The 24680-nt window shown below is 76.4% G+C and carries 25 protein-coding genes, 1 tRNA gene and 1 riboswitch; of the genes, 24 read left to right on the plus strand and 2 right to left on the minus strand.

Features of this window, described 5'->3' with window-relative positions; genetic code table 11:
* The 7 genes from WDV86_RS12615 to proB all read left to right on the plus strand — a co-directional run.
* On the plus strand, positions 1-2442 hold a 2442-nt coding region (locus WDV86_RS12615; RefSeq protein WP_339567987.1), incomplete at its 5' end, for an Rne/Rng family ribonuclease.
* A gap of 87 nt (positions 2443-2529) precedes the next feature.
* Positions 2530-2634, plus strand: a riboswitch (TPP riboswitch).
* A 37-nt stretch (positions 2635-2671) separates the two neighbouring features.
* Complete coding sequence (thiD, locus tag WDV86_RS12620; protein ID WP_339567988.1) at positions 2672-3547, plus strand: bifunctional hydroxymethylpyrimidine kinase/phosphomethylpyrimidine kinase; 876 nt, start codon at positions 2672-2674, stop codon at positions 3545-3547.
* Positions 3544-4320 (plus strand): TenA family transcriptional regulator, encoded by a 777-nt coding sequence (locus WDV86_RS12625; RefSeq protein WP_339567989.1) that lies wholly within the window; start codon positions 3544-3546, stop codon positions 4318-4320. The genes thiD and WDV86_RS12625 overlap by 4 nt, the downstream gene beginning before the upstream one ends.
* A 238-nt stretch (positions 4321-4558) precedes the next feature.
* Positions 4559-4879 carry a 50S ribosomal protein L21 gene (gene rplU / locus WDV86_RS12630; protein WP_445263061.1) on the plus strand — a complete coding sequence of 107 codons (321 nt, stop codon included), beginning with the start codon at positions 4559-4561 and terminating at the stop codon, positions 4877-4879.
* Between the two features lie 105 nt (positions 4880-4984).
* The gene (gene rpmA / locus WDV86_RS12635) at positions 4985-5260 is read left to right on the plus strand and encodes a 50S ribosomal protein L27 (RefSeq protein WP_339567990.1); all 276 of its coding nucleotides are present in this window, start codon (positions 4985-4987) and stop codon (positions 5258-5260) included.
* Between the two features lie 147 nt (positions 5261-5407).
* Positions 5408-6961, plus strand: coding sequence for a GTPase ObgE (gene obgE / locus WDV86_RS12640; protein ID WP_445263062.1), 1554 nt, complete (start codon positions 5408-5410; stop codon positions 6959-6961).
* A gap of 62 nt (positions 6962-7023) precedes the next feature.
* The gene (gene proB, locus WDV86_RS12645; protein WP_445263079.1) at positions 7024-8175 is read left to right on the plus strand and encodes a glutamate 5-kinase; all 1152 of its coding nucleotides are present in this window, start codon (positions 7024-7026) and stop codon (positions 8173-8175) included.
* Positions 8176-8208: 33 nt separating this feature from the next.
* On the opposite strand, the gene WDV86_RS12650 is transcribed toward proB, so the two are convergent.
* Positions 8209-8646 (minus strand): pilus assembly protein CpaE, encoded by a 438-nt coding sequence (locus tag WDV86_RS12650; RefSeq protein ID WP_339567992.1) that lies wholly within the window; start codon positions 8644-8646, stop codon positions 8209-8211.
* Positions 8647-8883: 237 nt separating this feature from the next.
* On the opposite strand from WDV86_RS12650, the gene WDV86_RS12655 reads away from it, so the two are divergent.
* The 13 genes from WDV86_RS12655 (at position 8884) to WDV86_RS12715 (ending at position 18976) form a co-directional block, all read left to right on the plus strand.
* A complete protein-coding gene (locus WDV86_RS12655; RefSeq protein ID WP_339567993.1) occupies positions 8884-9423 on the plus strand; it encodes an NfeD family protein in 540 nt (179 codons plus the stop codon).
* A complete protein-coding gene (locus WDV86_RS12660) occupies positions 9420-10682 on the plus strand; it encodes an SPFH domain-containing protein (RefSeq protein ID WP_339567994.1) in 1263 nt (420 codons plus the stop codon). Before WDV86_RS12655 ends, WDV86_RS12660 begins: the two co-directional genes overlap by 4 nt.
* Positions 10683-10831: 149 nt before the next feature.
* On the plus strand, positions 10832-12163 hold the full coding sequence (locus WDV86_RS12665; protein ID WP_339567995.1) for a glutamate-5-semialdehyde dehydrogenase: 1332 nt from the start codon (positions 10832-10834) through the stop codon (positions 12161-12163).
* Between the two features lie 400 nt (positions 12164-12563).
* Positions 12564-12773 carry a hypothetical protein gene (locus WDV86_RS12670; protein WP_339567996.1) on the plus strand — a complete coding sequence of 70 codons (210 nt, stop codon included), beginning with the start codon at positions 12564-12566 and terminating at the stop codon, positions 12771-12773.
* A gap of 95 nt (positions 12774-12868) precedes the next feature.
* A complete protein-coding gene (nadD, locus tag WDV86_RS12675; RefSeq protein WP_445263063.1) occupies positions 12869-13459 on the plus strand; it encodes a nicotinate-nucleotide adenylyltransferase in 591 nt (196 codons plus the stop codon).
* On the plus strand, positions 13456-13689 hold the full coding sequence (locus WDV86_RS12680) for a hypothetical protein (RefSeq protein WP_339567998.1): 234 nt from the start codon (positions 13456-13458) through the stop codon (positions 13687-13689). The genes nadD and WDV86_RS12680 overlap by 4 nt, the downstream gene beginning before the upstream one ends.
* Before the next feature lie 103 nt (positions 13690-13792).
* Positions 13793-14179: a ribosome silencing factor gene (rsfS, locus tag WDV86_RS12685; RefSeq protein ID WP_339567999.1), complete on the plus strand. Its 387-nt coding sequence runs from the start codon at positions 13793-13795 to the stop codon at positions 14177-14179.
* On the plus strand, positions 14176-14865 hold the full coding sequence (locus WDV86_RS12690; RefSeq protein WP_339568000.1) for a histidine phosphatase family protein: 690 nt from the start codon (positions 14176-14178) through the stop codon (positions 14863-14865). Before rsfS ends, WDV86_RS12690 begins: the two co-directional genes overlap by 4 nt.
* Positions 14866-14957: 92 nt before the next feature.
* Positions 14958-15033 (plus strand) — tRNA-Ala (locus WDV86_RS12695).
* 103 nt (positions 15034-15136) lie between these two features.
* Positions 15137-15925, plus strand: coding sequence for an AraC family transcriptional regulator (locus tag WDV86_RS12700; RefSeq protein ID WP_339568001.1), 789 nt, complete (start codon positions 15137-15139; stop codon positions 15923-15925).
* Positions 15926-16000: 75 nt separating this feature from the next.
* The gene (locus WDV86_RS12705) at positions 16001-16621 is read left to right on the plus strand and encodes a LysE family translocator (protein ID WP_339568002.1); all 621 of its coding nucleotides are present in this window, start codon (positions 16001-16003) and stop codon (positions 16619-16621) included.
* Between the two features lie 281 nt (positions 16622-16902).
* Positions 16903-17895 carry a phosphotransferase enzyme family protein gene (locus WDV86_RS12710; protein WP_339568003.1) on the plus strand — a complete coding sequence of 331 codons (993 nt, stop codon included), beginning with the start codon at positions 16903-16905 and terminating at the stop codon, positions 17893-17895.
* 238 nt (positions 17896-18133) lie between these two features.
* The gene (locus WDV86_RS12715) at positions 18134-18976 is read left to right on the plus strand and encodes a Cof-type HAD-IIB family hydrolase (protein ID WP_339568004.1); all 843 of its coding nucleotides are present in this window, start codon (positions 18134-18136) and stop codon (positions 18974-18976) included.
* A 64-nt stretch (positions 18977-19040) separates the two neighbouring features.
* Here the strand turns inward: WDV86_RS12715 and WDV86_RS12720 are convergent, their stop codons facing one another.
* Positions 19041-19766, minus strand: a complete 726-nt coding sequence (locus WDV86_RS12720) for a hypothetical protein (protein ID WP_339568005.1) — start codon at positions 19764-19766, stop codon at positions 19041-19043.
* A gap of 97 nt (positions 19767-19863) precedes the next feature.
* Here WDV86_RS12720 and WDV86_RS12725 point away from each other — a divergent pair, with 97 nt between their 5' ends.
* From WDV86_RS12725 to WDV86_RS12740, 4 genes are all read left to right on the plus strand, one after another.
* Complete coding sequence (locus WDV86_RS12725; protein ID WP_339568006.1) at positions 19864-21933, plus strand: metallophosphoesterase family protein; 2070 nt, start codon at positions 19864-19866, stop codon at positions 21931-21933.
* A 120-nt stretch (positions 21934-22053) separates the two neighbouring features.
* Positions 22054-23331 carry an EAL domain-containing protein gene (locus WDV86_RS12730; RefSeq protein ID WP_339568007.1) on the plus strand — a complete coding sequence of 426 codons (1278 nt, stop codon included), beginning with the start codon at positions 22054-22056 and terminating at the stop codon, positions 23329-23331.
* Between the two features lie 52 nt (positions 23332-23383).
* Complete coding sequence (locus WDV86_RS12735) at positions 23384-23560, plus strand: DUF1059 domain-containing protein (protein ID WP_339568008.1); 177 nt, start codon at positions 23384-23386, stop codon at positions 23558-23560.
* Positions 23561-23703: 143 nt separating this feature from the next.
* Positions 23704-24642: a polysaccharide pyruvyl transferase family protein gene (locus WDV86_RS12740; RefSeq protein WP_339568009.1), complete on the plus strand. Its 939-nt coding sequence runs from the start codon at positions 23704-23706 to the stop codon at positions 24640-24642.
* Positions 24643-24680 lie beyond the last annotated feature (38 nt).

Consider the following 24680-nt stretch of genomic DNA (forward strand, 5'->3'; position numbering starts at 1 on the left):
GGCGACGGCGGCCGCCGTCGTCGACGCCGCGGCGGGCGCGGGCGCAAGCGGCGCACCGGCGGCGAGGACTCCTCCGACGAGGGCACCACGCCGGAGGAGGAGGACGCCGACGGCGGGTCGGCGGCACCGGCACCTGGCGCTGACGACCGCTCGACGGACCAGCAGGGCGACGCGGACGACGACGCGGACGACGACGGCGAGGACCGCGGCTCCAGCCGTCGGCGGCGACGTCGGCGTCGCGGCAGCACGGGCGGCTCGAACGGTGGGGGCTCGAACGGCGGCGGCTCGCGAGGCGAGGGGGACGGTGAGTCCCGCGAGGACCGCCAGCGCCGCCGGGCCGAGGAGGAGGTCACGGGCCTCAAGGGCTCGACCCGCCTGGAGGCCAAGCGTCAGCGCCGCCGGGACGGGCGCGACGGCAGCCGCCGTCGTCCGGTCCTCACCGAGGCGGAGTTCCTGGCCCGGCGCGAGAGCGTCGAGCGCTCGATGGTCGTGCGCGAGCGCGGCGACCGCACCCAGATCGCGGTGCTCGAGGACGGCGTCCTCGTCGAGCACTACGTCGCCCGCCGCGCGCAGACCTCGATGGTCGGCAACGTCTACCTCGGCAAGGTCCAGAACGTCCTGCCGAGCATGGAGGCGGCCTTCGTCGACGTCGGCCGCGGGCGCAACGCCGTCCTGTACGCCGGCGAGGTCAACTGGGACGCCGCCGGTCTCGACGGCCAGCCGCGCCGCATCGAGCTGGCGCTCAAGGCCGGTGACCCCGTCCTCGTCCAGGTGACCAAGGACCCGGTGGGGCACAAGGGCGCCCGCCTGACGAGCCAGGTGTCGCTGCCCGGGCGCTACCTCGTCTACGTGCCCAACGGGTCGATGACGGGCATCAGCCGCAAGCTGCCCGACACCGAGCGCACCCGCCTCAAGAAGATCCTCAAGGCGGTCGTGCCCGAGCACGCGGGCGTGATCGTGCGCACCGCCGCCGAGGGCGCCAGCGAGGACGAGCTGCGCCGTGACGTCGAGCGGCTGCAGGAGCAGTGGGCCGGCATCGAGAAGCGCTCGAAGGCTGTCAGCGCCCCGAGCCCGCTCTCCACGGAGCCCGACCTCGCCGTCAAGGTCGTCCGCGACGTCTTCAACGAGGACTTCGCGCGGCTCGTCGTCGAGGGCGACGACGTCGCCCGCGTCGTCACCGAGTACCTGCAGGGCGTGGCGCCCGACCTGGCCGACCGGGTCGTGCGCAGCGAGGACCGGGACGCGTTCGCGACCTACCGCGTCGACGAGCAGATCGCGAAGGCGCTCGACCGCAAGGTGTGGCTGCCCAGCGGCGGCTCGCTCGTCATCGACCGCACCGAGGCGATGACGGTCGTCGACGTCAACACCGGCAAGTTCACCGGCTCGGGGGGCAACCTCGAGGAGACGGTGACGAAGAACAACCTCGAGGCCGCCGAAGAGGTCGTGCGCCAGCTCCGGCTGCGCGACATCGGCGGGATCATCGTCGTCGACTTCATCGACATGGTGCTGGAGAGCAACCGCGACCTCGTGCTGCGCCGGCTCGTGGAGTGCCTCGGGCGCGACCGCACCAAGCACCAGGTCGCCGAGGTCACCTCGCTCGGTCTCGTGCAGATGACCCGCAAGCGCGTGGGCCAGGGGCTCATCGACGTCTTCAGCGAGCCGTGCGAGGCCTGCCACGGCCGCGGCGTCCTGCTGCACGACGAGCCCCTGCTCGGGCGCGAGGGCGGGGGCTCCGACGGCAGGGGCTCCGACGGCAGAGGCTCCGACAGCAGGGGCTCCGACAGCAGGGGCCGGGCGTCCGAGGACAGCTCGGGCGAGGGCGGCAGGGGCAGCACGGGGGACGACGGCGCCGGTGAGACGGGCGGCCGCTCCAAGCGCTCGCGCCGCGGCCGCGGCGGCTCCTCGACGCCGTCGGCCGAGACGACGGCCGCCGACGAGGGCGAGCCCGAGCGGCGGGCGGCCTCGGCGCGCGAGGTGGCCGAGGCCATCGCCCGCGTCGCCCGTGCCTCCCGGCACGAGCACGAGGCCGCCGTGCGGGCGGTGACCGACGAGCACGGTCCCGCCGCCGGCGAGGAGGCGGCCGCGGCCGTCGAGGTCGCCGTCGGCAGCTCGCGCGACGCCCTCCCCGCCGGGGACGGCGCCGACCTCGCCGCCGTCGCGGCCGGTGACCCCGAGGACGGCGGCGAGGACGACGGGACGTCCCCGCGGGTCGGCGAGCAGGAGCCCGGCCTGGAGCCCTCGGTGCCCGTCGACGTCGAGGAGGCGGGCGTCGTCCCGGACGCCGAGACCCGGCCCGCCGAGGACCAGTCCGCCGAGCCGGCGCAGGCCCAGCCCGCCGAGGCCGAGCCCGTCGAGGCCGAGCCCGTCGAGGTGCAGGTCCAGCCCGAGGAGGCCGGCGAGCAGCCGGCCGCGGAGACGGCCCAGGACCCCACGGTCGACTGAGACCCGTCCAGAGACGGCCGACGACCCCTGGACGAGCGCCCCGCCGAGACCCTGTCCGGCGGGGCGCTCGTGCGTCTGGCTAGGGTCGGACCCGACACGGGGTGCTCGCCGCCACGACGGCGCCGGGCTGAGATCACACCCGTCGAACCTGCTCTCGTCCGCACGAGCGAAGGGATGTCGACATGAGCGCACGCCTGCTCACCCCGCACGACCGGCCGGGGGTGCGCGCGTGAGCACCGTCGCCCTCACCGTGGCCGGCAGCGACCCGAGCGGTGGTGCCGGCGTCCAGGCCGACCTCGCGACGTTCGGCGCGCTCGGCGCCTACGGCACCGCCGTCCTCACCGCGCTGACGGCGCAGAGCACCGCCGGGGTCGCCGGCATCCACGTGGTGCCGCCGGACTTCGTCGCCCAGCAGCTGGAGACGCTGCTCGACGACGTCGAGGTCCACGCCGCGAAGACGGGCATGCTCGCCACCGCAGAGGTCGTGGGCGCCGTCGCCGACGTGCTGGGACGGCGACCCGTCCAGCACCTCGTCGTCGACCCCGTCATGGTCGCCACGAGCGGGGACCGGCTGCTGCCCGAGGACGCCGTCGAGGCCGTCCGCGACCGCATGCTGCCGCTGGCGGACCTGCTCACCCCCAACCTGCCCGAGGCGGCCGTGCTGCTCGGCACGGACGTCGCCGGCTCGGCCGCGGCGATGGAGGAGCAGGCCCGCGGCCTGCAGGAGCTCGGCGCCGGCGCGGTGCTGCTCAAGGGCGGCCACGCCGCGCCCGGGCCGGACGGCGGTGGGGACGTGCTCGACGTCCTCGTCGACGCAGACGGCTCGGCGCACCACCTGCTCTCCCCGCGGCTGCGCTCGCGCTCGACCCACGGCACGGGCTGCGTGCTCGCCGCCGCGTGCGCCGCGCTGCGACCTCAGCGACCCAGCTGGCTCACGGCGGTCGAGGGCGCGCGTCGTCACCTCGCCCGCGCCATCGCCGAGGGCGAGCGCCTCGGCGTCGGCCGGGCGGCCCGCGCCGGTCGCGGGCACGGCCCGGTGCACCACCACGCCGGGTGGTGGGACGCCGAGACGGGCGCCCCGCTCGTCGGGGCGGGGGCGCCGTGAGCGCCTCGACGTCGACGGCCACCCCGCCGGCTGGCGGGGAGCTGGCCCGCCACCGGACCTCGACCGACGGCCGGCCCTTCGCCGCGCGGGTGGCGGCGCAGACGGCGGGCGTCCGCGCGGCGGTCGACCGGCTGCCCTTCCTCGCGGCGCTCGCGGACGGCTCGTTGGAGCCGGCGACCTTCCGGCACTACCTGGAGCAGGACGGCTGCTACCTCAAGGACTACGCCCGAGCCCTGGCCCTGCTCGCCGCGCGGGCGCCCACGCCGCAGGACGCGGCGGTGTGGGCCGGCTCGGCGGCGGGCGCCGTCGCGGCCGAGCGCGACCTGCACGCCGACCTCCTCCACGACGAGCGGCTGGCGCCGGCCAGCGGGACGGCACCCGAGGGCCTGGCGGCAGGACCGGTGCGGCCGTCGCCGACGACGCTGGCGTACTCCTCCTGGCTCGTCGGGCAGACGTCGACGGCGCCCTACGCCGTCGCGGCCGCGGCGGTGCTGCCGTGCTTCACCGTCTACGCCGAGGTGGGGCTCGCGCTGGCCGAGGGCGCGCAGGCCGTGCCCGGCCACCCGTACGCCCGGTGGGTCGCCGCCTACGCCGACCCGGGCTTCCAGGCGTCCTCGGCGGCGGCGGTCGACGTCGTCGAAGGCGCGGTCGCGGCCGACCCGGCCAGCGCGGACGCCGCCACCGAGGCGGCGGCGCTCGCCACCCGCTTCGAGTGGATGTTCTGGGACGCCGCCTCGCGGCGCGAGGGGTGGCCCCGTCCGGAGGAGGCCTGAGCACCGGCGCGGTTTGACCCCCTGAGCACCCGCTCCGTACGCTGGGGCGGTCGCACCACCGGTGCGCCCTGCGCCGTGCGCGCCCCAGACCGGTCACCGCCCCTCACGGGTCGGGTCTCCGGGAGCCGGGACGCCGCGCCGGCGTCGAGCACCAGCGGCACAGCACGACAGCCCAGCAGCACGCAGCAGGCGCGCGAGCGCCCGCCGGCCCTCGGCCGGTCGACGTCAGGAGAGTCCCGTGGTGTACGCGATCGTCCGCGCCGGTGGTCGGCAGGAGAAGGTGTCGGTGGGCAGCGAGCTGCTCATCGACCGCATCGGTGGCGGCACCCCCGCGGCGGGCACGAACCTCCAGCTCGCGCCGCTGCTGCTCGTCGACGGCGAGAAGGTCACGAGCGACACGCAGGGCCTGTCCGGCGTCACGGTGACGGCGGAGGTGGTCGAGGAGGTCAAGGGCCCCAAGATCACGATCCTCCGCTACAAGAACAAGAGCGGGTACCGCAAGCGCCAGGGCCACCGCCAGAAGCACACCCGCGTCCGCATCACCGCGATCGACAGCTGACCGGCCGCGGCTGACCAGGCCGCGACCACCGCGGGGCCCCGCCCCGCACCAGACCACCCGCACGAGAGCACCCCGCAGCGGGACGGACGAGGAAGAGGCACTGCCATGGCACACAAGAAGGGCGCCAGCTCCAGCCGCAACGGGCGCGACTCCAACGCGCAGCGGCTGGGCGTCAAGCGCTTCGGCGGCGAGGTCGTCAAGGCCGGCGAGATCATCGTCCGCCAGCGCGGCACGCACTTCCACCCCGGCGACAACGTCGGCCGCGGCAAGGACGACACCCTCTTCGCCCTCGCGCCCGGCGCCGTCCTGTTCGGCACCCGCCGCGGACGTCGCACGGTCAACGTCACCGTCCCGGCCCAGACCGAGGCCGTCGCGGACTGAGCCCTCCGGGGCCGAGCACGTCGGGGTCGCCGCAGACCTCCAGCACCAGAGGGGCGAGCCGCCGGCTCGCCCCTCTCGTGCGTCCGGCCCACCCCCGCTCCGCACCCCTGACCTGCGACCCCTCGGGGTCGGCCCGAGGAGGCCGTCGTGCCGATGTTCGTGGACCGCGCCGTCCTGCACGTCGCCGGCGGCAGCGGCGGGCACGGCTGCGCCTCGGTGCACCGCGAGAAGTTCAAGCCGCTCGGCGGGCCGGACGGCGGCAACGGCGGGCGGGGCGGCAGCGTGAAGGTCGTCGTCGACCCGTCCACGACGACGCTGCTGGAGTACCACCACGCACCGCACCGCGCCGCCGCCAACGGTCGGCCCGGCCAGGGGGACCTGCGCCACGGCGCCGCGGGGGAGGACCTCGTGCTGCGCGTGCCGGCCGGGACGGTCGTCAAGGACGCCGCGGACGGCCGGGTGCTCGCCGACCTCGTCGACGCCGGCACGGCCGTCGAGCTGGCCCCTGGCGGCGCCGGTGGCCTCGGCAACGCGGCGCTCGCGACGACCCGGCGCAAGGCCCCGGGGTTCGCGCTGCTCGGCGAGCCCGGGTGGTCCGGCGACGTCGTGCTGGAGCTGAAGTCGCTCGCCGACGTCGCCCTCGTCGGCTTCCCGAGCGCCGGCAAGTCCAGCCTCGTCGCGGCGCTGTCCGCGGCGCGGCCGAAGATCGCCGACTACCCCTTCACGACGCTCGTGCCCAACCTCGGCGTCGTCGCGGCCGGCGACGAGCGGTTCGTCGTCGCCGACGTCCCGGGCCTGGTCGAGGGCGCCAGCGACGGGCGCGGGCTCGGGCTGGAGTTCCTGCGGCACGTCGAGCGGACGGCCGCGCTCGTCCACGTCCTCGACTGCGCGACGCTGGAGCCCGGCCGTGACCCGGTGAGCGACCTCGACGTCATCGAGGCCGAGCTGGCGCGCTACGCCGTCGACCTCACCGCGACGGGTGAGCCCGGGCTGCCGCTGGAGCGGCGCCCGACGCTCGTCGTGCTGCACAAGGTCGACGTGCCCGAGGCGCGCGAGCTGGCCGAGATGGTCCGCCCCGACCTGGAGGCGCGCGGGCACGAGGTGCTCGAGGTCTCCTCGGCCTCGCACGAGGGGCTGCGGGAGCTGTCCTTCGCGATGGCCCGGCTCGTCCGGCGGGCCCGGGCGCAGGCGCCGGAGCCGGTCGCGCCGCGCGTGGTCCTGCGTCCCCGCGCGGTCGACGAGGCCGGGTTCACGGTGACGCGCGAGGAGGCGGCCGGCACGCCCGACGGCGAGCGCTTCCGGGTCCGTGGCACCAAGCCCGAGCGGTGGGTGCGCCAGACCGACTTCGCCAACGACGAGGCCGTCGGCTACCTCGCCGACCGGCTCGCCAAGTTGGGCGTGGAGGACGAGCTCTTCACCGCCGGCGCGGTGGCGGGCTCCGAGGTCGTCATCGGCGACGACGCGAGCCCGGGCGGCGCGGTCGTCTTCGACTGGGACCCGACGCTCGTCGGCGGCGCCGAGCTGCTCGCCGGCCCGCGCGGGGAGGACGCCCGCCTCGCCGGTGAGGGACGCCGCTCCACGCAGGACCGCCGCCGCCAGCAGGCCGAGCGCAAGGAGGCCCGGTCCGCGACGCTGGCCGAGCTGGAGGCCGAGCGCCTCGCCGAGCGTGCCGCGGCCCGGGGCGAGCGCCCGAGGACGTGAGCGGGCAGGCAGGCGCCGCAGGTCCTGGCGAGGTCGGGGGAGACCGGGCGCCCGGCGCGGGGTTGGCGGTTCCGCCCGCCGGCTCGTCGTCGGTGCGCCGGCGCGAGGACCTGCCGGCGGCGCAGCGCGTCGTCGTCAAGGTCGGGTCGTCGTCGTTGACGAGCGCGGCGGGCGGTCTGGACGAGGCGCGGCTCGGGGCGCTCGTCGCGGCGCTGCAGGACGTGCGGGGCCGTGGCGGGCAGGTGGTGCTCGTGTCCTCGGGGGCCATCGCCGCCGGGCTCGCGCCCCTGGGCCTGGGGCGGCGGCCGCGCGACCTCGCGACGCAGCAGGCCGCGGCCGGGGTGGGGCAGGGGCTGCTCGTCGCGGCGTACACGCGGGCGCTGGCGCCGTCGGGGACGACGGTCGGGCAGGTGCTGCTGACGGCCGAGGACGTCGTGCGTCGCGGGCACTACCGCAACGCCCAGCGGACCCTCGACCGGCTGCTGGCCCTGGGGGTGCTGCCGGTGGTCAACGAGAACGACACGGTGGCGACGGAGGAGATCCGCTTCGGCGACAACGACCGGCTCGCAGCCCTGGTCGCCCACCTCGTGCGGGCCGACGCGCTCGTGCTGCTCTCCGACGTCGACGCGCTGCACACCGGGCCGCCGTCGCGCCCGGGCAGCCGGCGGGTCCCGCTCGTCGCCTCCCCGGCCGACGTCGCCGGGGTGGAGGTCGGCGGCACGGGGGAGGCCGGCGTCGGCACGGGGGGCATGACGACGAAGCTCGACGCGGCCTCGATCGCGACGTCGTCGGGCATCCCGACGCTGCTGACGAGCGCCGACCTCGCCGCGCCGGGCCTGGCGGGGGAGGACGTCGGCACCTGGTTCGCGGCGACGGGCCGACGCCGTCCGACCCGGCTGCTGTGGCTGGCGCACGCCGCCCGCGCGCGCGGGACGCTCGTCCTCGACGACGGCGCCGTCCGCGCCGTCCGCGAGCGCGGCGCGTCGCTGCTGCCGGCCGGGGTGCGCGCTGCGCGCGGTGCTTTCGTCGCCGGGGACACCGTGGACCTCGCCGACGAGGCGGGGGTGGTCCTGGCCCGGGGCCTGGTCGGCTACGACGCCGAGGAGGTCCCGGCGATGCTCGGCCGCTCGACGTCCGAGCTCGCCCGCACCCTCGGCAAGGGCCACGACCGCGTCCTCGTCCACCGCGACGACCTCGTGCTCGTCCCGCGCTGACCTGCGCGGGGGCGAGCCGTCGCGGGGAGGCCCTCAGGTGCTGCGCGACGCCTGCGCCCGGACGGCGAGCACGGCCAGGGCGTAGGCCTCCTCGACGTCGTCGCTCCTGGACCGGCGCTCGCCCTCCGCGGAGCGCGTGAGGACGACGAAGCGCCCGAGCCCGTCGTCGCCGGGCTCGACCTCCTCGACGGCGAGCCCGGCGAACGTCGTGCCGAGCAGCTCGCGGAGCTGGCCCTCCCGCGGCAGCCAGAGCGCCTGCTCGGCGTCGACGGAGTCCAGCGCCCACTCGGTCGTCCCGTTGAAGCCGAGGACGCGTCCGCTCGCGTGGTCGTGCGTCTCGACGACCATGTCGGACAGGACGAAGACCTGCTCGTCCATGTCTCGGTCGACGATGACGAAGCGGTCGCCGGAGGCGGGCTCCCACGCCACCCCGGACGTGCGCAGCGCGCGGGCGGTGGGCACGGAGATCACGACGTCGGTCCTCCTGGGGGCGGGAGCTCGCGCAGGGACGCCTCGATCGTCGGCTCCTGCCCCGCCGTCCGCCAGCGCGTCCCCGGTCTCGCCGTGCGCGCACCGCGCGGAGCAGGCGGCGGCGCGCCCGCCGTCGCTCGTCGGCACCGACGGATACTGTCGCAGCGACGGCCGGACGCGCAGGGGCGACGGCCCAGCCAGCCCGGCGGTCCGGGCACGGGGAGCGGGGGTGACGGCGTGGAAGACCTGCAGTGGCTGCTCTGGGTCGGCCTCGCGCTGCTGCTCGGCGCCGTCGAGATCGCCTCGCTCGACTTCGTCTTCGCCATGATCGCCGGGGCGGCGCTCGTCGCGGCCCTGTCGGCCGCGCTCGGCCTCAGCTTCCCCTTCCAGGTCGTCGTCTTCGCGGTCGCCGCGGTGGCGCTGCTGGCGGTCGCCCGGCCCGTCCTGCTCAAGTACGTGCGCCCCCGGGTGCCCATGGTCGCGACGAACGTCGACGGCAACCTCGGCCAGCGCGCCGAGGTGCTCGAGCAGGTGAGCCCGCGCGAGGGCCGTGTGAAGCTGCGCGGCGAGGTGTGGAGCGCCCGCAGCGAGCCCGGGCCGGGCGACGGCGGCGTCCTGCCGGTCGGCCTGGACGTCGAGGTCGTCCGCATCGACGGGGCCACCGCGGTCGTCCGCGCCCTGCCGCCCGCCGACCCGCCCGGTCGCCCCGCCCCCGGCGGGTCCACCGGTCCTCCTGGCCCCGCCGGGCCCACCCCCAGCCCCTGGAGCTCCTCGTGACCTTCGGCACTCTCGCCCTCTACCTGGTCCTCGCCCTCCTCGTCCTGTTCGTCATCGCGACGGTCGCGAAGTCGGTGCGCGTGGTGCCGCAGGCCAGCTCGGTCATCGTCGAGAGGCTCGGTCGCTACTCGCGCACCCTCGACGCCGGGCTGCACTTCCTCGTGCCCTTCATCGACAAGCCGCGCGCCACCGTCGACCTGCGCGAGCAGGTGGTCTCCTTCCCGCCGCAGCCGGTCATCACCTCGGACAACCTCGTCGTCAGCATCGACACGGTCATCTACTTCCAGCCGACGGACCCGAAGGCGGCGACGTACGAGATCGCCAACTACATCCAGGGCATCGAGCAGCTCACGGTGACGACGCTGCGCAACGTCGTCGGGTCCTTGGACCTGGAGCAGACCCTCACCAGCCGCGACCAGATCAACGGCCAGCTGCGCGGCGTCCTCGACGAGGCGACCGGCCGCTGGGGCGTGCGCGTCAACCGCGTCGAGCTCAAGGCCATCGACCCGCCCGCGAGCGTGCAGGACTCGATGGAGAAGCAGATGCGCGCCGAGCGCGACCGGCGCGCCGCCATCCTCAACGCCGAGGGCGTCAAGCAGAGCCAGATCCTCACGGCGGAGGGTGACAAGCAGTCCTCGGTGCTGCGCGCCGAGGGCCAGGCGCAGGCGGCGATCCTGGAGGCGCAGGGCCGCTCGCGGGCGATCGTCGAGGTCTTCGGCGCCATCCACCGCGGCCGGCCGACGCCGCAGCTGCTGGCCTACCAGTACCTGCAGACGCTGCCCCAGATCGCCCAGGGCGACGCCAACAAGGTGTGGGTGATCCCGAGCGAGCTGAGCAGCGCGCTCAAGGGGGTCGGTGACGTCCTCGGCCGTTCCGGCGACAGCGGTTCCGGCAGCGACGACGACGAGCCGCACGAGGTCGACCCCAGCGGCATCGGCTCCGACCTCGACATGCCGACCCTGGAGGACCCGGGCGAGGCGCTGCGCCGGGCCCGCCGCGAGGCGGAGGGCGCGACGAAGGAGGCCGCCGACAGCGAGTCGGCCACCCGACGCGGCCGGCGGGCCCCCGTCAGCGGCGGCGACGTCCCGCCCGTGGCCGGGGCGCCCGACCCGGACGTCGCCCCCGTCTCGCCCGAGGAGGCCGGCGCCGCGACGAGGTCCGCCGAGACGGCTCAGGGCGGGGAGCAGCGGTCGACGCCCGACGGCGGGACCGCCGGGTCCCAGCAGCCCCCCGGCGGGAGCACGCCGCCGGGGCGCTGACGTCACCACCGAGCGACGCCGCCGCCTCGGCCTCGCAGCCCGACGCGACCTCGGGCGTGGACGACCGCGTCCACGCGGGTGCTGGTGCCGGGGGCCGCGGCGGTCCCCGACGCCAGGGGCGGGCGGCGACGGTCGCCTACCCTCGGGTCATGAGCCAGACCCTCGACACCCGCCCCTCCGCGGCGGCGGACGTCCCCGCGCCGCCGGTGGCGGACGTCGAGCAGGCTGTCCTCGCCACGTGCCGTGCCGCCAAGGCCGCCGGCAGGGCCCTGGCCACGGCGACCCGCCAGCGCAAGGACGCGGCGCTGGTCGCGGTGGCCGACGCGCTGGTGGCGCAGGCGCCGCGGGTCGTCGAGGCCAACGTCCGCGACCTCGAGCGTGGGCAGCAGCAGGGGCTGCCGGCGAACCTCCTGGACCGGCTGCGGCTGGACGAGGAGCGGATCGGGGACATCGCCGCGGCCGTGCGCGACGTCGCGGCGCTGCCCGACCCGGTCGGGGAGGTCGTCCGCGGCCAGACGCTGCCGAACGGGCTGCGGCTGCGGCAGCTGCGGGTGCCGATGGGCGTCGTCGCCGTCATCTACGAGGCGCGGCCCAACGTCACGGTCGACGCGGCGGCGCTGGCCCTGAAGGCCGGCAGCGCCGTGGTCCTGCGGGGCGGGTCGGCGGCGCGGGAGTCCAACGCCGTCGTCGTCGAGGTCATCCGTGAGGCCCTCTCCGGCCTGGGCCTGCCGGCCGACCTCGTGGCCACCGTCGACGAGCACGGCCGCGAGGGCGCCGGCCACCTCATGCGGGCCCGCGGGCTCGTCGACGTCCTCGTGCCCCGCGGCGGCGCCGGGCTCATCGCCGAGGTGGTCGCCAGCGCGACGGTTCCCGTCATCGAGACCGGCACGGGCAACTGCCACGTGTACGTCGACGCCGCCGCGGACCTCGACCAGGCGCTCTCGGTCTGCCTCAACAGCAAGACCCAGCGCACGAGCGTCTGCAACTCCGCCGAGACGGTGCTCGTCCACGAGGCCGTCGCCGCCGCGTTCCTGCCGCCGCTGCTGGCCGCCATGGCCGCCGAGGGCGTCCGCCTGCACGGGGACGACGCCGTCGTGGCCGCAGCGCGCGACCTGCCCGGCGTCGAGGTCGAGCCGGCCACCGACGAGGACTGGGCGACCGAGTACCTCGCGATGGAGCTGGCCGTCCGCGTCGTCCCCGACGTGGGCGCCGCGATCGCGCACGTCGACCGCTGGTCCACGGGCCACACCGAGGCGATCTGCACCCGCGACCTCGCGACGGCCGAGCGCTTCGCCGCCGAGGTCGACTCCGCCGCCGTCATGGTCAACGCCTCGACGCGCTTCACCGACGGCGCCCAGCTCGGCCTGGGCGCGGAGGTCGGCATCTCGACGCAGAAGCTCCACGCCCGTGGCCCCATGGGCCTGGCCGAGCTGACGACGACCCGATGGGTCGTCACCGGCGACGGGCACGTCCGGACCTGACCCGACCGTCCCCCACCCCCGCGACGTGTGACCTCGTCGCGGTGGTGGGGCGGGCTCCCCGCGACGTGTGACCTCGTCACCGGGAGCGGGTCCGGAGGGCTGCTGGCGTCCCCCTGCGGTGCACCTGTCTCGGCGAGGCGGACGGCCGCGGCTCCACGCGCACGCGACGTCCCCTCCCCGCGCTCGTGGCGCAGGGCGCCGTCGACCGGGCGACGAGGTCACACGTCGCGAGAAGGGGGCAGGGAAGCCGGGGGCAGGCTGGTGGTCGCGCGCGGTGGGGCGTCGTCGGATCTCCGCCCGGTCGGCCCCGCCCTGGCGCCGGAGGTCGCGTGGCAGACTTCGGCACCGGCCGGCCCGCGCTTCGCGACCCGGCGCACCCGCACCGCGAGGAGAGGTCCCCATGCTCAGCGTCCTGGCGTCCGGCGAGCACGAGATCGTCAACGAGCTCCCGATGGCGCCGATCCTCTTCGGGGTCGTGGCCTTCGCCATCCTCATCACGCTGCTGCTGGTCACCTACGCCTTCCGCAGCGTCGGCAGCCGGGTCGGTCGGGCCGAGGAGGCGCAGGACGCCGCGCACGGCGGCTCGCACGGCTCGGGGCACGGGCACTGAGCCCAGACGCCGACGCTGCTGCGCCCGAGAGGACGGCGGGCGGGCCGGGCAGGCCGCCGCCGGTGCCGTCCCCGGGGCGTCGGCGGATCGGCGTCATGGGCGGCACCTTCGACCCCGTCCACCACGGGCACCTCGTGGCGGCCTCCGAGGTCGCGAGCGTCTTCGACCTCGACGAGGTCGTCTTCGTCCCCACCGGCCGGCCGTGGCAGAAGGTCGAGCGTGAGGTCACGAGCGCTGAGCACCGCTACCTCATGACGGTCGTCGCGACGGCGTCCAACCCCTCGTTCACCGTGAGCCGGGTGGACGTCGACCGGCCCGGACCCACGTACACCGTCGACACGCTGCGCGACCTGCAGGCTGCCAGCGGCGACGCGCAGCTCTTCTTCATCACGGGTGCGGACGCGCTGCAGCAGATCCTCACGTGGAAGGACGCCGACGCCGTGTGGGACCTGGCCCACTTCGTGGGTGTCACCCGCCCCGGGCACGTGCTCGCGGCCACCGGCCTGCCCGCGGACGGCGTCAGCCTCCTGGAGATCCCCGCGCTCGCCATCTCCTCGACCGACTGCCGCGAGCGCGTCGCCCGCGGCGAGCCGGTCTGGTACCTCGTCCCCGACGGCGTCGTGCAGTACATCGGCAAGCACGGCCTCTACGCCGCGCCGTCCGCGTCTCCGGAGGTCCCCGCATGACGCTCCCACCCGACGAGCGCGACCCGCTGGCCGAGGCCGCCGACGAGCTGGCCGCCCTCGCCGCCCAGGGCCAGGCCGACGTCGAGCAGCCGACGGGTCCCGACGCCCGCCCCGCCGGCTCGGACGTGCAGGCCGGCAGCGCGGGTGAGGCGGCGCCGGCCGGTGACGTCCCCGGCACGAGCGACGACGTCAGCCCCGGCCCGGACGTCGAGGCCACCCCGCCCGCGTGAGGCCCGTCGGCGCGGGGTCCGGCTGCGACGTCGACCTGCCTGCGGGTGAGACCCTGGGGGCAGGCCGGGGCGCGTCGCCGCGGCACGTCTGGAGGACCTCCCCGTGACAGCCACCGACCGCGCGCTCGAGCTCGCCCGCGCCGCCGCCGAGGCGGCCGCCGACAAGCTGGCCGAGGAGGTGATCGCGCTCGACGTCAGCGACCAGCTCGTCATCACCGACGTCTTCGTCGTCGCCTCGGCCGACTCCGACCGGCAGGTCCGGGCCGTCGTCGACGGGATCGAGGAGCGGCTGCGCGAGATGGGTGCCCAGCCGGTGCGCCGCGAGGGGCTGCCGGAGGCGCGGTGGGTGCTGCTGGACTACGCCGAGATCGTCGTCCACGTGCAGCAGACCGAGGACCGCCGCTTCTACGCGCTCGAGCGGCTGTGGAAGGACTGCCCGGTCGTCGAGCTGCCGGCGTCGGTGACGGCCGGCCGCGGCGCCGGGGCGTGAGCCCGAGGACGGCGCCCCCGCAGGTCGTGCTCTGGCGGCACGGCCAGACGGCCTGGAACGCCGAGGGTCGCTGGCAGGGCCAGCGCGACGTCCCCCTCACCGGGCTGGGCGAGCGCCAGGCGCACGCGGCCGCTGAGGTGCTGGCGGCCCGGCGGCCGGTGCGTGTCGTCAGCTCGGACCTGTCGCGGGCCAGCGCGACGGCGGGCGCGCTGGCGCTGGCTGCCGACCTGCCCGTGGCGTCGGACCGGCGGCTGCGGGAGATCCACGGCGGCTCGTGGCAGGGGCTGCTGCGCTCGGAGGTCGCCGCGGGCTGGCCCGAGCTGCTGGAGCGGTGGACGGCGGGGGAGGACGTCGCCTTCGGCGGTGACGGCGAGCGCCGCAGCGAGGCGGGGGAACGGGTCGCCGACGTCGCCGAGGAGGTCGTCGCGTCGTTGGGTGCGGGGGAGACGGCGGTCCTCGTCGGCCACGGCGGCTCGTTGGGTGCGGCGATGACGCGCCTGCTGGGGCTGCCGCGGGGGACCTCGTCGGTGCTCACCGCGCTGCGCAACGCCCGCTGGTCGACGCTCGTGCGGGCCGAGCTAGGCGCACCGACGCCCTGGCGACTGCTGGAGCACAACGCCGGGTCGTGGGCGACCGACGACGCGCCGGTGACGACGGGCGCGGCCTCCGGCGGCGCACGGGCCTGACGGCCACGCCGGGCGGAGGGTGATTTGGCCGCCCGGCGACGGCGGTCTAGTCTCTACGGGTCCCGGTGGGAGCCAAGGCTCGACACCGGTACGGGGCTGTGGCGCAGCTGGTAGCGCACCTCCATGGCATGGAGGGGGTCAGGGGTTCGAGTCCCCTCAGCTCCACCACCGACGGTGTGCACCCGCTTCTCGTGAACGCCGCACCTGCTCAACCCAGGGATCGCATGGACGCCTGTGGGGTATCCGCGGGCGTCGGACCCTGGTCGGGCGGATGAGCGAGTTCTGGCGGAGCTCGGCCGTGCGGCACCTGGAGACCAGGCGGTCCTCCCAAGAGCTGTCCTGCTACCGACCGCACACCCACGACGCGTTCTCGCTCGGGCTGGTCGACGCAGGCAGCTCGGTGCTCACGGGCTCCCTCGGCGGTGGCGTCCGGCTGCTCGCCGGCGACGTCGTCGTCATCCCCGCGGGCCACGTGCACGACTGCAACCCGGACGACGGCGCGTGGCGCTACCGGATGACCCACGCCGACCAGGACTGGGTCGCGTCCCTGGTGACGCGCGGCGTGAGCGACGAGCTGTTCTCCCGCATCGGTGTGGTGCGCCGTCCCGCTCTCTTCGAGCTGGCCGGCCGGTGGACCGACCTGGTCATCTCCGACGCCCCCGCGTGGCGCATCGAGGACGGGCTCGACGAGCTCCTGGGCGCGCTCGCCGACGCGACGCCCGAGCACGAGGTCCCCGGGAGGGCCGATCCCGACCTCCTCGTCCGCCTGGCACCGGTCCTGCACCGGTTGCGGCACGACGAGTCGAACCCCGCGCTCGGCGACCTCGCGGAGCTGGTGGGGATGACGAGGCCCCAGCTCGTCCGCGCGGTGAAGCGGGCCACGGGGCTGGCCCCGCTGGCCTGGCGGCAGAACGCCCGTGTCGCCGTCGCCCGGCGCATGCTCCGTGACGGCACGCCCATCGCCGAGACCGCTGCGGTGCTGGGCTTCGCCGACCAGAGCCACCTCCACCGGGTGTTCCGCGCGCACGTCGCCACCTCGCCGGGCACGTACCGAGGCTGAGCGCCCGAACGTCCAAGACGCCACCACGAGCGCTCCCGAGGCTTGACGTCCCACCGTCAGGACACGAGGGAGACCATGGACCAGCTCGCCGCCGTCGCTGCCGCGCACCTGCTCGCACTGCTGGTCCCCGGCGTCGACTTCTTCCTCGTCGCCCGCAGCGCGATGACCAGCGGGTGGCGCACCGCCACCGGCGCGTGCGTGGGCATCGCCGTCGCGAACGGGCTGCTCATCACCGCCGCCTTCGTCGGTCTCTCGGTGTTCTCGCACCCTGGTGTCCTCGCCGTCGTGCAGGTGGCGGGCGGGGCCTTCCTCGTCGTGGTCGGGGTCGCCTTCCTCAGGTCCCGGGAGCACGTGGACCTCGACGGCGCACCGCGCGCCACCCGCGCCACCTGGACCGGCCACGTCGGCCTCGGGCTCGGGTCGGGGCTGCTCAACCCGAAGAACGCGCTCTTCTACGTCAGCCTGGCGGCCGCGGTCGCCCCGAGCCCGCCGATGACGCTGCTCGGGTACGGCCTCTGGATGTTCACCGTCGTCCTGGTCTGGGACGTCGTCGTCGCGGTCGCGCTGGGGTCCCGACGGGCGCTGGCGCGCATGGAGCGTCTGCTGCCGTGGCTCAGCCGGATCGCCGGGATCTTCCTCGTCCTCTTCGGCGTGGGCATGGTGGTCGAGGTTGCTGGGCGATGGCGTCCGGTGTGACGTCGTGCCAGTCCAAGCTGCCTGTGCTCTTCAGCTGCAGGCAGCCCGTCGCTTGCCTGGTCCAGCCGCCGATCCTTGGACCTCGCGGACGAGAGCCCCGGGGTCGACGGCGTACCAGCTACGGCGAGGGAGACCGCCCGGGGCTTCGTCATGTCTGCGTCGGCTGGCGATGCAGCTCCGTGGAGTGTGGTGAGGGTGCGCGTGCTCGACGGGGCTCCGGGAGACGTGGGTCATCGGGGCGGCCGGCCTGCTCGTCGTCCTCGCAGCGCCAGGGTCCGGCCATGGGCGAGCACGCCGAGGCGACGACGCCGTCGGAGGTCGACGAGCCCAGCCTCGAGGCCCTCCGCGAGGCCTTCGGGCTGGACCGCCTGGACGGCGCGTCGCTGAGCGAGTGGTCCCGCGTCCACCGAGGGGTCGACCGGGCGGGGCGCCGCGTCGTCGTCAAGCGGACGTCGGGTGACCGCGAGCGGGCGGCGGCCGCCATCGAGTGGACGCGACGGCTCGCCGAGGCGGGTGTTGCCGTCGTCACGCCCGACGTCGCCGACGGCCCGGGTCTGCTCTGCCTGGACGACCAGTGGTGGGTCCGGTACCCGTGGGTCGACGGCGCGGACTACCGGGGGACCCTGGCCCAGGTGGCGGCCGTGGGGGACTGGCTCGGACGCCAGCACGCGGCCGACGTCGCCGCCCCGGCGGGCATGCGGGTCTACGCCTTCGCAGAGCCGGACAGGGCGTCCATCGAGGAGGACCTCGCGACCCTCGCCGGCCGCCTCGACGACGTCGGCGTCCTGTCCCGCCTGGCCGCGCGCTGGCAGGAGCAGTCGTGGCCCGCCCTCGCGGCCGCGCACCGCGCCGGTCGGCTGCCGAGCATCCCGGTGACGAGCGACGTCAAGGCCGGCAACTACCGGTTCGCGCCGACCGGGCCGGTCATGCTCGACCCGGACAACGCGGGCGTCGAGCCGCGTGTCCTCGACCTCGCCCTGGCGGTCTGCCTCTTCCACCACGAGTGCGAGGGGGCGCCGCCGCGGCTGTTCGACGACGCCGAGTGGTCGGCCTTCGCGAGCGCCTACCTCCGGCACGTGGAGCTGACCCCGGTCGAGGTGGACCTGTGGCCGGCCGCCCTCGACCACGTCCTGTGGGAGGAGGGGTCCTGGGCCCTGGAGGACAACGACGACCGGGCGTGGGCGCACCCGCGGCAGGGCTCCTTCCTGCGCGACCTCGCCGAGGCCACCGCCGAGCGCTTCCCGCTGCCGGGCGGGTACGCCCCGTGCCGCTGATGCTCGGGCCTCTCCTGCGCGACGCCGGCGTCGACCTCGCCGACGCGACCGTCCGGCGGCGCGGGCTCGACCGGACCTGACGACGTCGATGGTCCGTGCACCCGTGACCGTGCACGGCCACGCAGGCGCAGAGGGCGGCGCTCCAGGCGCCGGCGAGCCGTCAGCCTGTCCCGCCCGCCGTGGCAGGCTCGGTCGTGCCCGGGCGGCCGCGCCGAGGGCGACCGACCGAGAGGTACCCGTGACCGACGCCCACCTCGTGCTCCTCGACGTGGACGGCACCCTGCTCGACCACGGCCAGAACCTCTCCGACGCCGTCGCGGGCTCGGTGGTCGCCGCTCGCCGCGCGGGCCACCTGGTGTTCCTCTGCACCGGCCGCTCGCGCCGGGAGATCCCCTCGGCGCTGACCGACGTCGGCTTCGACGGCGTCGTCTCCGCGGGCGGCGGCTTCGTCGACCACGGCGACCGGGCACTGGTCGCGCGCACGATGGACGACGCCGCCGTCGCCGAGCTGACGTCGGTCTTCGCCGAGCACGACGTCGAGTACGCGCTGCAGGCCTACGACGAGCTGTACCCCAGCGAGGGGCTGCTCGACCGCGTCCTGCCGCTGTTCTGGCGCTTCGCCCGTGCGAGCCGCACCGTCCGCAGCGACGAGGAGCTGCGCGCCCTGCAGGAGCCGCTGCGCCACCGCGGCGCCCCACCGGCCGGCACCGGCATCGCCAAGGCGACCTTCTTCGGCGCAGACGTCGGCACCCTCGCGCGGATGCGGGAGGCCCTCGGTGACCGCTACCACGTCATCACCGGCACGATCCCCTACCTCGGCGAGAACGGCGGCGAGGTCGCCCCCCACGGCGTCCACAAGGGGGCCGCGGCCACGGAGCTCGCCGCGGCGCTCGGCATCCCGCTCTCCCGCACGATCGGGATCGGCGACAGCGACAACGACCTCGAGATGCTCGACGTCTGCGGAGTCGGCATCGCCATGGGACAGGCCGCCGACCACGTCAAGGCCCGCGCCGACGAGGTCACCGCGTCGGTCGACGAGGACGGCGTCGCCGTGGCGCTGTCGCGGCACGGGCTGGCCTGAGCGGCACCGACCGGCGGGGGTCGGCCGTCGGCTGCCGGCGGCGGCCACCTCGACGGCGCGCCGGTCACGGGGCAGGGGTCCGCCGCGACCTCCGCGCGCCCGCGAGCAGGCCCGCGACGACCCCGCCGCCGAGGAGCACGACGACGAGCCACCCGCCGCCGCCCAGGTCCCGGAGGTCACCCAGGTCGGGCAGCGCCGGCGGCAGCTCTCCCTCCCGGACGCTGACGTGCAGGTGGTCGAGGTGACCGCCGGTGACGTCGTCGGGGTCGTGCAGCCCACCGCCGTCGTAGGGCCGCCACCCCTCGGCGTCGCGGCGCGGTGACCAGATGCGGCCGTCCCAGATGACGTACTGCACGCCGAGGACCCTGGCGTGCTCCTGCAGCCACCCGGCGACCTCCCACCCGAGGTCGCGCTGACCAGGCGTCGGCCGCTCGCCGTAGACGTTGCCGAAGGTCCCGTCGCAGGCCCGCCCCAGCGGGTGCTCGGAGGTCGTGCCCGGTCGAGGGGCGAAGCAGTACCAGGACGTCTCGGGGAAGGCGGTCGTCGTCGCCTCGAGCAGGTGCCGGGTCCTCGCGGTGACCTCGCCGTCGGTGGTCGGGTCGTCGACCATCTCGTCGGGGTCCCCCTCGACCGGTGCCGGCTCGGCCGTCGCTGCCAGGGGAACGGCCGCGTGGGCGGCCGCCGCACCCTGTGCCGTCAGGAGGGCGAGCACCACCGCCGCCACCACGACGAGGGACCGGGCGAGACGTCGGGCGACGACCAGCCAGCCGGCGACCTGCGGGCTCCTCACGCCTCATGGTCACAGACCGCGGGGAAGGGGGCGGGGGACGGGTGACGTGGGGACCGGGGCGTGACCTCCCGACGCGGCGAGGGGGGAGACTCTGCGGATGCCCGAGCAGCCGACCGACGCGACGCCCGAGGAGGTCGAGGCGCCCGGGACTCGCCCGTCCGAGCCGCGACGACCGGGCGCCCGCCGCCGGGCGGCGGCCGCGTGGACGGCGCTCGTCCTCGCCCTGGGGCTCGTCGCCGCCGTCTACGGGGTGACGTCGGCGCGGGCCACGGCCAGCCTCGGCCCGCACGTCGCGGTGTACGAGGTGACGACCCGCGGCGAGGTCGCCGTGGACCTCGGGCCGCTCGGCGCGCTCGTCGTCGACTCACCCCTGCCCCTCGCCCTCGGCGTCGACGTCGAGGTCGCCGAGATCCCCGCCGCCCTCACCGAGATCGCCGACGGGACCACCACCGTCGACCTGCTAGGGGAGGACCTCGCCCGGTACCTGCAGCTGTTCTCGGCTCCGCAGGCGACCGTCGACGTCGTCACCCGCGCACTCGTGCTGGACGCGGTGGAGCGCTGGCTCGTGACGTGGGCGCTGCTCGTCGGCGCCGCCGTGCTGGGCCGGGCTGCCCTGGGCCGGCGCCGGCGCGCCGAGCTGGCGGCCCTGGGCCGCCGGCACCGGGTGCCGCTCGCGCTGCTGCTCGTGGCGGCCCTCGTCGGTGCCGTCGTCGTCGCCGGCCTGCGCCCGCAGAGCCCCCGCGACGCCGTCGGCCGGGGAGCGACGCCCGTGCTGGAGGGGACGCCGCTGGAGGGGGCCCGCGTCACCGGCCGGCTCGCGGAGGTCGTCGACCTCGTCGCGGGCTTCGTCACCGACCAGGTGGCCGAGAACGAGGCCTTCTACGCCGAGGTGACCGAGGACCTCGAGCGGGCCTGGGCCCAGGCACCCGAGAGCGACGACGCGGTGCGCTCGCTCGCCGCGGCCCGGCTCGCGCCGGAGGACGCGTCGGTGGGTCGTGCGACCGCGGCCCCGGCGGGCGCGGGGCAGGCAGCGGCGCCCGACGGCTCGCTGCCCGCCGGCGGGGCGGCAGGGGCGGGGGGCGAGGAGGTCGGGAACGGCGCGGACGACGGCGCGGACGACGGCGCGGCCGACGGCGCGGGGAGCGCCGACGGGGAGACCGTCACGGCCGCCGACCTGCAGCAGGTGCTGGAGGACGACGTCGTCACGGCCCTGGTGGTCAGCGACCTGCACTGCAACGTCGGGATGGCCGACCCGTTGCGCCGGCTCGTCGAGCTGTCCGGGACCGACGTCGTGCTCAACGCGGGCGACACGACGATGAACGGCACGTCGGTCGAGCAGCCGTGCGTGCGGGCCGTCGCCTCGGCGTTCTCGGACGTGCCCGTCGTCGTCGCCGACGGCAACCACGACAGCCCCGAGACCTCTGCGCAGGAGGAGGCAGCCGGGTGGGTCGTGCTGCGCGGCGACGTCGTCGAGGTCGCCGGCCTGCGCGTCCTCGGGGCCCCCGACCCGCGCGCGACACGGCTCCTGCAGGGCACGGAGGACCAGGCGCAGCGTCCGACGGCGGACGAGCTGGCGGAGCAGCTCGCCGAGACCGCCTGCGACGAGGACCCCGACCTCCTGCTCGTCCACGACGCCTCCATCGGGGTCCCGGCGCTGGAGCGGGGCTGCGCACCGGCGCTGCTCGCCGGGCACTACCACGTGCGGACCGACCCCGAGCAGGTCGGTCAGGGCGTCCGGTACATCAGCTCCAGCACGGCCGGTGCCGTCCTCGACCAGCTCACCGTCGGACCGCTCAACGGGACCGCCGAGGCCACGCTGCTGCGGGTGGACCGGGAGACCGGTGACGTCCTCTCCTGGCGGCTGGTGTCGGTGACGACGGGCGCCGACGTCACCGTCGGCCCGTGGCAGCCCTGGCCCCAGGTGGCCGGCGACGGCCCGCAGGGCGCCGACGCGCCGCCCTCCCTGCTGCCGCTGGACGCCGGCGACGGCGCAGACGACGGCGACGCCGGGAGAGGCGGCGACCCGGGCGACGACCCCGGAGCCCCCGGCCAGCCGGCGCTCGACGAGCAGGGGCGCCCGCTGGACGACGCAGGAGCCCAGGGCGACGGCGCGGGTGAGGCCGGCGCCGGGGCCGCTGCCGACCCGGGGACCGCCACCGACGGATGAGGTGCGCCAGCGGGTCGAGGGTGGCCCCGCGCTGGTCGGTCAGGCCCGGGTGGGTCACGTCAGGAGCAGGCGGGCGGGTGCGTGCTCCAGGGCGGGAGCCGGCGAGCCGATGCCCCGTCCATGGCGTCTGCGCAGCTGCCCGAGGAGGCCCCGTCGGTCGTCGGCCCACCCGCCCAGCGCCGACCCCCCGAGCAGTCCGAGCACCCTGAGCAGTCCCAGCACCCCGAGCAGTCCCAGCCCCGACCACCCCAGCCCCGACCACCCCAGCCGGAGCCGTCCGCCCCGGACTGGCCAGCCCTCGTGCACGGCGTCCTGGCCGACCCCGCCCGCCTGGCTCTCGTGGTCCAGCCCATCGTCGACGTCAGCCAGGCCGTCGTCGCCGGGTACGAGGTGCTCTCCCGCTTCAGCGGCCCGCGGCACCTGACGCCGGACCTGTGGTTCGCCGCCGCGGACGAGCTCGGCGTCGGCGCCGAGCTGGAGGCGCTCGTGGTGGCCAGGGCGCTGGCGATGCGGGCGGACCTGCCGGACAACTGCTTCCTCACCGTCAACGTGAGCCCGCACCTGCTGCCCGAGCCGGCGCTGCGCGACCTCCTGCTCGCCGCCGGCGACCTCTCCCCGCTCGTCCTGGAGCTCACCGAGCACACCGCCGTCGCAGACCTGACCCCTGTCGTCGCCCTGCGCGACGTGCTCTCCGGGCGGGGTGCCCTCGTCGCGCTCGACGACGCCGGGTCGGGCTACTCCGGGCTGCAGCAGCTGACGACCATGCGCCCGCACATCGTCAAGCTCGACCGGGCGCTGGTCGCCGGCATCCACCAGGACGAGGCCAAGCTGGCGCTCGCGGAGATGCTCGGCGAGCTCGCCGGCCGCCTGGACGCGTGGCTGCTCGCCGAGGGGGTCGAGACCTGGGAGGAGATGGACGCCTTCCTGCGCCTGCGCGTCCCCCTCGCCCAGGGCTACCTGCTGGCCCGCCCGGCACCGACCTTCGAGCCGCTGGACCCCGCCGTGGCCACCCGGCTGCGCAGCGCCGCGGCGCGGGTGTCCTTCGTCGAGGCCGTCGCGAGCCTCGTGGAGTCCGTGCGCTGCGAGGACCCCACGTCGCCGCTCGCCCTCGACCTCGCCGAGGGCGAGGTCGGGCTGCGGCTCGACGCCCACGCCCACCCCTCCGAGCTGCTGCTGCCGCTGCGGCGCGACGGCGAGAGCGGGCACCGCGCCGCGCCCGTCAGCCTCCGGGCGCGGGCCTCCGACGGCGTGGTGGAGGTGGCCGGCCGCGTCGTCGCCCGCCCGCCCGCCGTGCGCTTCGACCCGGTCGTCGTCGTCGACGACGTGGGCCGGGCGGTGGGCGTGGTGCGGGTCGAACGGGTGATGGCGCGGCTGGTGACGATGGCGGAGGGCGCCTGAGGCCGACAAGGAGGAGGGGGCCGACCGCCGGTCCCCGGAGCAGGAGGTGGCCATGAAGCAGTTCGCGTGCGGAGACGTCGTCCCGGGATGTCGCAAGACCTTCTCGGCGTCGAGCGAGGACGAGATCCTCGGGGCCGTGGGCGCCCACGCGCAGGACGACCACGGGCTGGCCGAGGTGCCGCCGGAGCTGGTCGAGCAGGTCCGCGGGCGCATCCTGACCCTGGCCTGACCACCGTCGACGGGGCGGGACACCGCCGCCCCGCCCCGTCGTCGCGCCCACCGGGCCGGCTCCGGGCCGGCTCTGGGCCGGCTCTGGGCCGGCTCTGGGCTCCCGGTCGCGTCAGGCCGCGCCGGGCGTGGGAGCGTCCGGGCATGAGCACCGGCCCGACCCCCACCGAGAGCACCTCCGCCCGCACCCCCGGGAGGGTCCTCGTCACCGGGTGGTTCAGCGTCCCCGACGGGGAGATCACCGCGGGCGACCTGCTCGCCCGCGACGCCGCCGTCGCCGACCTGCAGGCCCTCGGCCGCCCCTTCGACGTCGCGATGACCCGCACCTTCGTCCCCCACGACGACCCCTCCGTCGACCTGGCCCGCGTCGACGCCGACGCCTACGACGTCGTCCTGTGGGTGTGCGGCCCCGCCCGCGGCCGCCAGCTCCAGCGGGTCGCCGACGGCTTCCCCGCCGCCCGGCTGCTGGGCGTCGACGTCTCCGTCGTCGACGGGCTCGCGCCGCTGCACGCCGCCCTGGCGCGCGACGGCGACGGCGAGCCTCGCCCGGACACCTCGCTGCTCGTCGAGGTCCCGGACGTGCCCGTCGTCGGGGTGTGCCTCGCGCACGCCCAGCACGAGTACGGCCCGCGGCAGCGGCACGAGCTCGTCCACGACCTCGTGCTCCCGGCGCTGGCCTCGGCCCCCCTGGCCGGGGGGCCGCCGGCGCTCGTGCCGTTCGACACCCGGCTGGCGACGGGCGAGCCGCACGTGCCGTCGACGCCCGCGCAGGTGGAGTCCCTCCTGCGCCGTCTCGACGTCGTCGTCACCAGCCGGCTGCACGGGCTCGTGCTCGCCCTGAAGAACGGCGTCCCCGTCGTCGGCCTCGACCCCGTCGACGGCGGCGCGAAGGTCGCCGCGCAGGGCCGGGCGCTGGGCTGGCCCGTGCTCCTGCCGCACGAGGTGACCACCGCGCGCCTGCAGGAGCAGCTGGCCTGGGCGCTGTCCGACGACGCCCGCGCCGCCGCCGCGCAGGTGCTGCCGGCCGCCCGTGCCGCGCTCGCCGGCTCGGCGCAGGAGCTGGGCGCCCTCCTCGGCAGGTAGTCGACGAAGGACCACCGCTCCCCGTCCTTCTCGGCACG

The sequence above is a fragment of the Pseudokineococcus sp. 1T1Z-3 genome (assembly GCF_037482365.1).
GTDB lineage: Bacteria > Actinomycetota > Actinomycetes > Actinomycetales > Quadrisphaeraceae > Pseudokineococcus.